Source organism: Mycobacterium sp. RTGN5 (genome assembly GCF_033804465.1).
GTDB lineage: Bacteria > Actinomycetota > Actinomycetes > Mycobacteriales > Mycobacteriaceae > Mycobacterium.
In genome coordinates, this window is sequence record NZ_JAPZLA010000001.1 from 2,546,084 (window position 1) to 2,557,242 (window position 11,159).

General features: G+C 66.1%; 12 protein-coding genes. 4 read left to right on the plus strand and 8 right to left on the minus strand.

The features are described 5' to 3' along the window. Positions 1-12: 12 nt before the first annotated feature. The 5 genes from urtE to urtA form a co-directional block, all read right to left on the minus strand. A complete protein-coding gene (urtE, locus tag SLQ31_RS12485; RefSeq protein ID WP_319432692.1) occupies positions 13-705 on the minus strand; it encodes an urea ABC transporter ATP-binding subunit UrtE in 693 nt (230 codons plus the stop codon). After that, on the minus strand, positions 705-1,526 hold the full coding sequence (gene urtD / locus SLQ31_RS12490) for an urea ABC transporter ATP-binding protein UrtD (protein WP_319432694.1): 822 nt from the start codon (positions 1,524-1,526) through the stop codon (positions 705-707). Before urtD ends, urtE begins: the two co-directional genes overlap by 1 nt. Beyond that, the gene (urtC, locus tag SLQ31_RS12495) at positions 1,523-2,635 is read right to left on the minus strand and encodes an urea ABC transporter permease subunit UrtC (protein WP_319432696.1); all 1,113 of its coding nucleotides are present in this window, start codon (positions 2,633-2,635) and stop codon (positions 1,523-1,525) included. Before urtC ends, urtD begins: the two co-directional genes overlap by 4 nt. Continuing rightward, a complete protein-coding gene (gene urtB / locus SLQ31_RS12500; protein ID WP_319432698.1) occupies positions 2,632-3,516 on the minus strand; it encodes an urea ABC transporter permease subunit UrtB in 885 nt (294 codons plus the stop codon). The genes urtC and urtB overlap by 4 nt, the downstream gene beginning before the upstream one ends. A 65-nt stretch (positions 3,517-3,581) precedes the next feature. Further along, positions 3,582-4,844: an urea ABC transporter substrate-binding protein gene (urtA, locus tag SLQ31_RS12505; RefSeq protein WP_319432700.1), complete on the minus strand. Its 1,263-nt coding sequence runs from the start codon at positions 4,842-4,844 to the stop codon at positions 3,582-3,584. 204 nt (positions 4,845-5,048) lie between these two features. Here urtA and SLQ31_RS12510 point away from each other — a divergent pair, with 204 nt between their 5' ends. After that, positions 5,049-5,486, plus strand: coding sequence for a hypothetical protein (locus SLQ31_RS12510; protein WP_319432702.1), 438 nt, complete (start codon positions 5,049-5,051; stop codon positions 5,484-5,486). Here the strand turns inward: SLQ31_RS12510 and SLQ31_RS12515 are convergent. Further along, positions 5,466-5,933, minus strand: coding sequence for a GNAT family N-acetyltransferase (locus tag SLQ31_RS12515; RefSeq protein WP_319432704.1), 468 nt, complete (start codon positions 5,931-5,933; stop codon positions 5,466-5,468). The genes SLQ31_RS12510 and SLQ31_RS12515 overlap by 21 nt on opposite strands. A gap of 44 nt (positions 5,934-5,977) precedes the next feature. Between SLQ31_RS12515 and SLQ31_RS12520 the strand changes: the two genes are divergently transcribed. Genes SLQ31_RS12520 through SLQ31_RS12530 form a run of 3 tightly spaced genes read left to right on the plus strand, consistent with a single transcriptional unit; the run spans position 5,978 to position 8,620 of the window. Then, positions 5,978-6,868 carry an oxidoreductase gene (locus tag SLQ31_RS12520; RefSeq protein WP_319432706.1) on the plus strand — a complete coding sequence of 297 codons (891 nt, stop codon included), beginning with the start codon at positions 5,978-5,980 and terminating at the stop codon, positions 6,866-6,868. Positions 6,869-6,899: 31 nt separating this feature from the next. Further along, positions 6,900-7,556 carry a hypothetical protein gene (locus SLQ31_RS12525; protein ID WP_319432708.1) on the plus strand — a complete coding sequence of 219 codons (657 nt, stop codon included), beginning with the start codon at positions 6,900-6,902 and terminating at the stop codon, positions 7,554-7,556. Between the two features lie 50 nt (positions 7,557-7,606). Continuing rightward, positions 7,607-8,620: an Rv2578c family radical SAM protein gene (locus tag SLQ31_RS12530; RefSeq protein ID WP_319433081.1), complete on the plus strand. Its 1,014-nt coding sequence runs from the start codon at positions 7,607-7,609 to the stop codon at positions 8,618-8,620. Here the strand turns inward: SLQ31_RS12530 and SLQ31_RS12535 are convergent. Both SLQ31_RS12535 and SLQ31_RS12540 read right to left on the minus strand, forming a co-directional pair. After that, positions 8,617-9,876, minus strand: a complete 1,260-nt coding sequence (locus SLQ31_RS12535; RefSeq protein WP_319432710.1) for an acyl-CoA dehydrogenase family protein — start codon at positions 9,874-9,876, stop codon at positions 8,617-8,619. The genes SLQ31_RS12530 and SLQ31_RS12535 overlap by 4 nt on opposite strands. Then, positions 9,873-11,012: an acyl-CoA dehydrogenase family protein gene (locus tag SLQ31_RS12540; protein ID WP_319432712.1), complete on the minus strand. Its 1,140-nt coding sequence runs from the start codon at positions 11,010-11,012 to the stop codon at positions 9,873-9,875. The genes SLQ31_RS12535 and SLQ31_RS12540 overlap by 4 nt, the downstream gene beginning before the upstream one ends. Positions 11,013-11,159: the final 147 nt, after the last annotated feature.

The window sequence follows — 11,159 nt, forward strand, 5'->3', positions numbered from 1 at the left end:
TCTAGATAGCCTCTAGATAGCCATTGCCGCCCGCACGTCGGCCTCCGACGCCGACCCGCCGGTTCCGCTGGAAGTGACCCGGCCGGCCTCAAGGATGTAGTACTGCTGAGCCGATTCCAGCGCGAAGCCGATGTGTTGTTCGACCAGCAGCACGCCGAGATCACCACGGCGGGTCAATGCGGTGATCGCCGCCTCGATCTCGGCGACCACCGACGGCTGAATGCCCTCGGTGGGTTCGTCGAGGATCAGGATCTTCGGGCTGGTGATCAGCGCCCGCGCGATCGCCAGCTGCTGGCGCTGACCACCGGAGAGCAGACCGGCCCGGCGCGTGAGTAATTCCTTGAGCGCGGGGAAGAGGTCGAGCTGCTCGTCGATCAGTTGCTTGCCGTTTTTGCGACCGTCGGCGACGACCTGAAGGTTCTCCGCGGTGGTCAGCTGACCGAAGGACTGCTGGCCCTGCGGCACGTACGCCAGCCCGCGCGCCACCCGGGCGCTGGGCCGCATCCGGGTCACGTCGTCGCCGTGCAGCAGCACCTTGCCCGCACTACATTTCAGCAGGCCGACCGCCGCGCGCAGCAGGGTCGTCTTGCCGGCTCCGTTGTGACCCATGACCGCGGCCACCCCATCGGAGGGCACCTCGACGCTCACCCCGTGGATGACCTGTGATCGCCCGTATCCGGTACGGACGTCGATGAGTTGCAGCATTACGCGGTCTCCTCGATGAGTTCGTCCGGAATTCCGTCCGCGCCCGCCGCGGCGGTGCCCAGGTAGACCTCCTGCACCTTGGGGTTGGCCTGCACTTCGGCTACCGACCCTTCGGCGATGACGTGGCCGCGGGCCAGCACCGTGACCGAGGTGGCGAATGCCCGCATGAAATCCATGTCATGTTCGACGACGACGACGGTGCGCGAGGATCCGATGCGGCGCAACAGGTTTCCGGTCTCCTCGCGTTCCTCACCGCTCATCCCGGCAACTGGCTCGTCGAGCAGCAGCACGTCGGCGTTCTGCACCAGCAGCATGCCGATCTCCAGCCACTGCTTCTGGCCGTGGGCCAATATGCCTGCCGGCCGGTCAGCCAGCTCGGTGAGTCCGGTCGTCTCGAGTGCCTCCTCGATGGTGGGCAGCACCGCTTTGCGCCGGCGCAGCAGCGTCAGCCAGGACCGTCCGGCTCCGGCGGCGATGTCGAGGTTTTGCAGCACGGTCAGCTGCTCGAACACGCTGGCGGTCTGGAAGGTTCGGCCGACCCCGAGCCGGGCGATCTGGTGGACCTTCTTGCCCAGCAGATCCACGCCGGACTTATCGACCGATCCCGTGGCGGATACCAGGCCGGTGATCGCGTCGATGACGGTGGTCTTACCGGCCCCGTTGGGGCCGATCAGGAATCGCAGATCGCCCTGGAACAGGGTCAGGTCAACCTCGCTGACAGCCTTGAAACCGTCGAAATCGACTGTGAGGCCACGGACTTCGAGGTACTGCGTGCCCATGCCGACATTGCCGCCGGCTACCGGTTCGGCGAGTTCGGTCATGGGGTGGCTCCCACCGGTTCGGATTCGGGTCGGGGGTCGGGCTCACCGACGGGCGTGGCGGCGGCCTTGGTGCGGCGGCGACGACGAAAGAGCGCCCCGAGCCCGGCGAACCCGGCGGGGAAGAAGCCGACGACGACGATGAACAGCAAGCCCTGGGCGTAGGTCCAGCCCGACGGAAACCGTTCGGAGAACGCGGTTTGCGCCCAGGCCACGCCGATGGCACCCAGGACGGGCCCGAGCAGTGTGGTCCGTCCGCCGATCGCGACACCGATCAGGAAGGCGATGGACGGCACGACGCCGACCTGAGCCGGGGTGATGAAACCGATGATCGGTGCGAACAGGGCGCCGGCGATGCTGGCGAACAGCGCGGCGGCGGTGTAGGCGACGACCTTGATGTTGGCCGGGTCGTAGCCCAGGAACCGCACGCGCTCCTCGCCATCGCGCACCGCGACGAGAAGTTCGCCGTAGCGGCTCTGCATCAACTGGCGTACCACCGCGACGACCACGAGCAGAGTGCCCGCGGCGATGAAGTACAGCATCTGCCGGTTCACCGGATCGGACAGCTTGAACCCGAAGAACGTCCGAAAACCGTTGAGGCCGTTGCTGCCACCCACCGTCGCCTGGCCGACGAGCAGGATGGCCAGCGCCGCAGCCAGCGCTTGGGACAGGATCGCGAAGTAGGCGCCCTTGACTCGGCGCTTGAACACCCCGAGCCCGAGCAGTGCGGCGATGCCCGTCGGGACCACGACGATCGCCGCCAGCGTGAACGCCGAGGAGGCGAACGGCTCCCAATAGGACGGCAGCACAGGAATTCCCGCGATCTGCATGAAGTCCGGGACCGCTTGTTTGCGAACTTCGGCATCGGCGATCTTGAGGTGCATGCCCATCATGTAGGCACCCAGCCCGAAGAACACGCCTTGGCCGAGGGTGAGCATGCCGCCACGGCCCCAGGCCAATCCGATGCCGGCGGCCACGATCGCATAGCACAGGTATTGGCCGAGAAGACCGAGCCGGAAGCTGGACAGCAGCGCGGGTGCGACCCCGAACAGCACGATCGCCGCAACCGCGAAACCGGCCCACGTCTGCCACCGGCCGACAAGGCCTCTCATACCAAACTCCTTGTCCGCACGGTGAACAACCCCTGCGGGCGCACCTGCAGGAAGATCACGATGACCACGAACACGATCACCTTCGCCAGCGACGCGGTGGTGCTGTACTCGATGAAGGAGTTCATCAGTCCGAGCGCGAATGCGGCGATGATGGTGCCCTTGATCTGGCCGAGCCCGCCGACGACGACCACCAGGAACGCGTCGATCAGATAACTCTGTCCGATGGTCGAACTGGTGGACCCGATCAAGGTCAGCGCGACACCGGCCACACTGGCCAGCCCGGATCCGATGAAGAACGTGGTGATATCGGTCCTCCGGCTCGAAATGCCGCTGGTCTCAGCCAGATCCCGGTTCTGCACGACCGCCCTGATGCGCCGGCCCATCGGGCTGAGCTTTAGCACCGAGGCCAGCACGATGACGCAGACGACTGCCAGCACCAGGATGAAGACGCGGGTCTTGGGCACCACCGCCCCGAGGATCTCCACCCCGCCGGACAGCCACGTCGGTGCGCTGACGTTGACGGCGGGCGCGCCGAAGATACTGCGGGCGGCCTGTTGCAGGATCAACCCGACGCCGAACGTCACCAACAGCGTGTCCAGCGGCCGGTCGTACATCCGCTGAATCAGCGTGACTTCCAGCAGAACCCCGAGCAGGCCGCCGACCACGAATCCCACGGCCAGCGAAACCAGAAGTGATGCACCGGCATTCGTGATCAACTTCTGCACCACGAACGCGGTGTAGCAGCCGACCATGATGAATTCGCCGTGCGCCATGTTGATGACGCCCATCTGGCCGAATGTCAGGGCCAGTCCCAATGCCGCCAGCAACAGGATCGAGCCGAGACTCAATCCCGTCGCCAGCTGTCCGACAAGGACTTCCATCAGTGCTAGTTTCCCGTCGCTTCGCTCGCCCCGGTGCTAATTCCCCGTCGCTTCGCTCGCCCTGGTCAGCCCGAAAGGCCCTTGGCCCAGGGGTAGGACTTCAGATAGGGATCCGGCGTGATCGGGCCGGGGGACTCCCAGATGGTGTAGATCAGGCCATCGGGATGGATCTCGCCGATCCGCGCGGTCTTGGTGATGTGGTGGTTCTCGCCGTCGATGGTGACCAGGCCTTCCGGGGCGTCGAAGGTGACGCCGCCCGCGTTGTCCTGAATCGCCTTGACGTCGAAGGACTTCCCCTTCTCGACGGTGTTCTTCCACAGGTAGACCGAGACGTAGGCCGCTTCCATCGGATCCGAGGTCGGCTTGTTCTGGCCGTACTTGGCCTTATAGGCGGCCACGAACGCCTTGTTCACCGGATTGTCCAGAGTCTGGTAATAGTTCCACGCGGTCAGCTGGCCGGCGATGTTCTGCGCGCCGATGCCCTGGACCTCTTCCTCGGCGATCGACACCGAGACCACCGGCATCTTCTGCGGGGTCAGTCCGGCGTTGGTGTACTCCTTGAAGAACGCGACGTTGGAGTCACCGTTGAGGGTGTTGAACACCGCGTCGGCGTTGGAGGCACGGACCTTGTTGACGATCGTGGAGAAGTCGGTCGAGCCCAGGGGCGTGTAATCCTCGCCCTTGATCTCGATACCGTTGGCCGCGGCGTAGGCCTTGATGATGCGGTTGGCGGTCTGCGGGAACACATAGTCGCTGCCCACCAGGTACAGCGTCTTGAGGCCCTTCTCCTTGAGGTAGTCCAGGGCCGGCACGATCTGCTGGTTGGTGGTGGCGCCGGTGTAGAAGATGTTCTTCGACGATTCCAGGCCTTCGTACTGCACGGGGTAGTACAGCAGCGAGTTGTTGCTCTCGAAGACCGGCAGCATGGCCTTGCGGCTCGACGAGGTCCACCCGCCGAACACCGCGGCGACGCAGTCGTCCTTGATCAGCTTTTCGGCCTTCTGGGCGAAGATCGCGGGGTCAGAGGCCCCGTCCTCGCCGACGATCTGGACCTGCTTGCCCAGCACACCGCCCTTGCCGTTGATCTCGTCGACGGCGAGCTTGATGGCGTCGCGCACGGTGACTTCGGAGATCGCCATGGTGCCCGACAGCGAGTTCAGCGAACCCACCTTGATATTGGACCCAGAGGTGTCCACGCACGAATCGGACTTTGCTGTGTCGGTCTCGCTCGCCTTGCTGCCGCAGCCGGACAGCACGAGACCCGCCGTCACCATCACGCTTGTGGCAGCCAATGCCGATCGATTCAGAGCGGAACGCCGGAGTTGCATAAAGGCCCTTTCATGTTGGTAACGACAAGCATTGGGCCTCGACAGACTCGATGGCCCCCGAACCCACGGTTGGTGTCGAAGCGGACGTTAGAGCGCATAAGTTTCTGTGACATATCTGTGTGTGACGAACTTGTTAACCTGCTATTCATTCGCTGTGAGCGGGGGTGTGCCGACACGGGTAACGCTGTCGGTAGCGTGGCCGATATGGGCCATATGCGAAAAGTGACAGCAAGGGTTGGGGCGGCGCTGGTGATGGCGGCCGCCGGTGTTGCGGCCACTCATGCGGTGTCGAACGCGGACCCGGCGCCCGGACATCAGGTGGTCTACACGCTCGCGACGGGTGGCACGTACGACTTCACCATCACGTATCTCACGGCGCAGCCACCGAGCAAGGACGCCTACAACGCCAACTCCGACGCGTACATCAAGCGCGAGACCATCACGGTGTCGCCGGATGCGCCGTGGATCTTCCCGGTCACCCTCGCGGATCCGCAGTGGGCATTCCTGCAGGTCGGGAGCACCACGCATGGCGGGCAGGGCGCCCCGAACGCGCACTGTGACGTGTCCATCGACGGCCAGGTGGCCATCGCCCAGGATGCCCCGTACAGCCCGCAGTGCTACCTAGCGAAGTGGTCCAGCTAGTCGCTTACTGAAGAACACCCGGTCGAAGCCGTCCTGGTTGGCCCGGTGTGTTTCGACGTAGCCGTGGCGTGGATAGAACGTCAGGTTCTCCGTCATCGCCGCATTGGTATAGAGGCGAACCTCGGTCAGGCCGGCATCGTGGGCGTCGTCCTCGGCCCGACGAAGCAGCAGCGCACCGTATCCGCGACCCTGGGTGCCCGGCGCGACGGCGACCGAGTCCAACAAGAGGTGGTCGTCCTCTCGGTAGGTGACCAGGCTGCCGACCAGGTTGTCGTCACACGTCAGGATCCACACGTTGGCGCTCGCGATGAGGGCGCCGTAGTCGGCATCCATCGGAGCGGGTCGGCGCCCGATGCGCTCGACATATTTCTCGTACGCACCCTCGACGAGCTGTGCGATGGCGGTCGCATCGGCTGCGGTGGCCCGGCGTAACGACGGATCGGACATGCGTCCACGGTAAAGCCACAGCGGCCCTGGGTACGTTGGGCACGGTGGGTAACTCGATAGCGCTTGTCGGTCCCGGAGCAATCGGTTCCACCGTTGCCGCATTGCTGCACGCGGCCGGTCATCGGGTGACGTTGTGCGGGCACACGCCTCGCGACCAGATCGAGGTCCGCCGGGATCAGCCCGGCGACACCATCGTGGTGCCCGGGCCAGTGCTCACCGACCCCGGCGACGTCGACGCATCCGTCGACGTGGTGTTGCTCGCGGTCAAGGACACCCAGAACGAACAGGCCGCCGGCTGGCTGCACCGGTTGTGCGACGACAACACGGTTGTCTGTGTGCTGCAGAACGGTGTCGAGCAGGTCGAGCGGGTCGGCCGGGTCAGCCCGTCGGCCCACATCGTGCCTGCGGTCGTGTGGTTCTCCGCGGAGCCGCAGCCCGGTGGCTGGGTGCGGCTGCGTACCGGCGTGCGTCTCGTACTGCCCGACGGCGAGGATGCCGAAACCCTTGCGGCGGTGCTGCGTCCGGCTGGGATGACGGTCGAATTGGATCCCGACTTTCGCACCGAAGCGTGGCGCAAGCTGTTGGTCAACGCACTGGCCGGGCTCATGGTGCTGGCGGGGAGGAGATCCGGCATGTTTCGGCGCGCCGACATCGCCGCACTGGCGCGCCGCTACCTCACCGAATGCCTGGCCGTGGCCCGTGCCGAAGGTGCCGCGCTACCGGACACCGTCATCGACGAGATGACCGAGATGTTCGCCGCCGGGCCGGAGGATCTGACCACGTCGATGCTGACGGACGCCGAAGCGCGCCGCCGGCTGGAATGGGATATCCGCAACGGCGTCATCGTGCGGAAGGCCGCCCAGCACGGGTTGGCGACGCCGGTGAGTGACGTCTTGGTTCCGCTACTCGCCGCGGCCAGCGACGGACCTGGCTAGCCCGGCACCCGCCAGGTGGCATCCTGATGAGGTGGGGCTGATATTCCGGTTGGTCGAGCTGCTGCTCGTGATCGTGCCGATCGCCGGCGCGCTCTATGCCGCGTTCCGGGGTATCTCCGCACTCACCAAACGGCAGAACGGATCTGACGTCCCTGATCCGGTAGGCCCCCGCAACGAGCCGAAAAGCCAAGCGGCGCAATGGCGCACCATCACTCGCGTGATCGACGAACACCGCCGCACCGACACCCGCTGGCTGGACTACGAACTCGACGCCGCCAAGCTGCTCGACTTTCCGGCGATGACCGACATGCGCGATCCGCTGACGGTGGCATTTCACCGGGCCAAACTGCGCGCGGAGCTGCTGCGGCCGGGCAAGGCCGAGGACTTGCTCGACGATCCCGAAGCGATGCGGCAGTATCTCGAGGCCGTCGAGTCCTATGTGACGGCGTTCGACGCTGCCGAGAACGAGGCCCGGCGGCGCCGGCGCAGCGACTTCTCCCGCGCCGACCAGCAGCGGATGACCCGGGCTCAAAGCCTGCTGCGCGTGGCCGCCGATCACGGCGCCACCCCGCAGGAGCGGGAGCGGGCCTACGAGCTGGCCCGCGGTGAGCTCGACGGCCTGCTCGTGCTGCCCGACCGGACAACGGCCGCGCTCGAGCGGGGCATCGCCGGGGAGCTCGACGGGTAAACCCCCCGTTCGCCATTGACAGATCATCGAACGTGCGTTCGAATGAACGGATGCGGTGGAGCGGCCAGGGGATAGCGGTCGATGATGGCGCGCTGCCCGGTCTGCAGCGGATCGGCTTGGTGCGCAGCGTGCGCACGCCGCAATTCGACGGCATCACCTTTCACGAGGTGCTGTGCAAGTCGGCGCTGAACAAGATCCCCGCGGCCGCGATGCTGCCGTTCCGATTCACCGTCAACGGTTACCGCGGCTGCTCGCACGCCTGCCGGTACTGCTTCGCCCGGCCCACTCACGAGTATCTGGAGTTTGACCCTGGCGCGGATTTCGACAGCCAGATCGTGGTGAAGACCAACGTCGTCGACGTGCTGCGCCGCGAACTCGGCCGCCCATCGTGGCGCCGGGAAACGGTGGCGCTGGGCACCAATACCGATCCCTACCAACGGGCCGAGGGGCGGTATGCGCTGATGCCCGGCATCATCGATGCACTCGCGACATCGGGGACGCCGCTGTCGATCCTCACCAAGGGCACGCTGCTGCGCCGCGATCTGGATCTGATTGCCGATGCGGCACAACAGGTTCCGGTATCAGTCGCGATCTCACTGGCCGTGGGCGATCCGGATCTGCACCGCGATGTCGAACCGGGTACGCCGTCGCCGCAGGCCCGGCTCGGGCTGATCGCCGCGGTGCGCGACGCGGGGCTGGACTGTCACGTGATGGTCGCCCCGGTGCTCCCGCACCTGACCGACTCGGCCGAACACCTCGACGACCTGCTCGGCCAGATCGCCGCGGCGGGCGCCACCGGGGCCACGGTGTTCGGCCTGCACCTGCGCAGTTCCACGCGCGCCTGGTTCATGACCTGGCTGGCGCGCTCACATCCCGAACTCGTTGCGCCCTATCGGCAGTTGTACCGTCGCGGGGCGTACCTGCCGCCCGACTACCGCGACATGCTTCGCCGGCGGGTGGCGCCGTTGCTGGCCAAGTACGGGCTGGCCGGCGACCATCGGATATTCGCCCCGGCCGCGCCGCCCGCCGTCGCCGAACCCGAGCCGCAGCTCCTGCTGTTCTAGCCGCCCCCGCGCTTGACCTGATTGAACGGCACGCCCTTGTCGGCGGCCAATTCGCGTGGGAAGCCAAGGATGCGCTCGCTGATCACATTGCGAGCCATCTCGCTGCTGCCGCCGCCAAGGGAACCGGTCTGCCGTGACAGGTACCGAATTCCGATATCGAGGACATCGGACAGCTCGCCGCCCTCGTCGACCACACCGGCGGTACCGGCGATGGCGAGCGCGGTATCGACGTCGAGTTCGGTTGTCTCGGCGTGGAACAGCCGGATCAGCGTGCCGGCGTTGGCCGGCAGTGAGCCGTTGCCGATGGCGGTTCCGACGTGATGGATCAGCTGCTCTTTCACGATTCGCCGCACCAACGCTCGACCGGCGAGACTCTGCACCGCCGGGTCGTCACCCTGTCCGGTGCGCTCGGCCAAGCCGACATGATCCGACGGCATCTCTTCTGCGTTTTCCGCGCCGGTGCCGCTGGCGAACTCCGACCCGCCGCCGACCGCACGGCGTTCGTGAAAGAGCTGACGGGAAGCCACTTCCCAGCCCTTGTTGACCTCGCCGACCACGGCGTCGTCACCCAATTCGAGGCCGTCGAAGAACTCCTCGCAGAATTCCTCGTTGCCGTTGACCTCTTTGATCCGGCGCATGGTGATGCCGGGGGAGTTCAACGGCACCAGGAACATGGTCAGGCCCTCGTGTTTGGGCACGGTCCAGTCGGTACGGGCCAGCATCAGGCCGTAGTGGGCGGCGAACGCGCTGGTGCTCCACGTCTTCGCGCCGTTGACGACCCAGGTGTCACCACGACGATCGGCGCGGGTGATCACACCGGCCAGATCGGAGCCGCCGCTGGGTTCGCTCAGCAGCTGGCAGAGCACCTCATCGCCGCGGATGGCAGCCGAAATATGTTCGCGTTTCTGGGCTTCGGTGCCCATATCCAGGATCGTTGCCGAACAGATGGTCAGCGATGGCACATTGAGGATCAGCGGCATCTCATACGCGCGGCATTCGATATCGAAGGCCCTCTGGTACGCGTGGTCCAGGCCCTGCCCGCCGTACTCACGGGGGAAGCAGAGACCGGCGAAACCGCCCTCGTACAAACGCTTTTGCAGGTCCTGGGCACGATCCCACGAAGGTTGTTCGGCGCGCACCGCAAACGGAGGGTGGTCCGGGTCGATGGGCGTCATGTTCGCCGCAAGCCAGGTACGGGCCCTTGCGGCGAATTCGGCGACCGATTCGGTGGCTGTAGAGATCGCGGTGTCGGTCATGCCGAAGCCTCCTGTCGCACGGTTTTGGCACTCAACGCGTACACCGCGCGGTGGTGTTCCTCGGGGGAACCGTAGAGCGCGCGGTAGAGCTCGGTGCGCCGCAGGAACAGGTGCAGGTCGTGCTCCCACGTGACGCCGATCCCGCCGTGCAGCTGCACGCAATCCTGCAGCATCACCGGGGCTCGTTCGGCCACATAGGCTTTGGCGACACTGACCAGTTTCACGGCGTCGTCCGAGCGTGCGGACACCGCCGCCACCGCGCCCGCGGTGGTCGCCCGGCATGCCTCGAACCACATCTTCATATCGGCGAGCCGATGCTTGAGTGCCTGATACGACGCCAGTGGCCTGCCGAAACTATGGCGGTCGAACATCCACTGCGTTGTCATCGCCAGCACCGTCTCAAGGATCCCGACGATCTCCGCGCATTGCAGCACCAGCGCGATCTGTCGCTGCCGCTCGATGATCGCGGGCGTTTGCGCGGCGTCGCCGACAGCGGCGGTCTCATCGACCTCGACGCCGTCGAATTCGACTCGGGCATAACGCTTCACCATGTCCACCGAACGTTGCTCGGTGACCGTGGCGAGATCGGCGGGGACGAGGAATTGGCGAGGATTGCCGTCGACACTGGCGACCACCAGGAACACACCGGCTTCGGTGCCCGCCTCGACACGGTCCTTCACCCCGTCGATGCGGTAGCCGGATTCAGTGCGGGTCGCGGTGACACCCGGGTGCAACGGGGACAGCGGCCGGCGTGGCTCGTAGACCGCCCAGGACGCTACGAGTTCGCCGGATACCAGCGCTTCGATGGTGTCCTCATGTCCGCCCGGCGCCTCGACCAGACCCGCCAACACGATGCTGACCGGATGCAGCGGACCCGGTGCCACACTGTGGCCGATCTGCTCAGCCACCAGGGCGAGATCGGCCAGACCATCACCTGAAACGCTGCCGCCGCCAAGCTCTTCGGGAACCAGCAGGCTGGCCCATCCGAGCTCGGCCGCTCGCTGCCACCACGCGCTGTCGAAGGAGGTGTCCGCGGCGTGCAGCTCGCGCACCCGGCTCAGCGATGCCTCCTTTTCCAGGAAGGCCTGCGTCGTCGATGCGAACAGCAATTGTTCGGGGTTGGCGACATCTGTCATGGTGTCGTCCTCGCTTTCCTCAACGCAACAGACGTGGGGGGGGGGGGGGCGGGGGGGGCCCGCCGCACCCCCACAGACTGGCGCGCCAGGCACCGCCCGCGCCGGGCGCGCGGGGGGGGGGGTGGGGCGGGTGGGGGGCGGGGACAA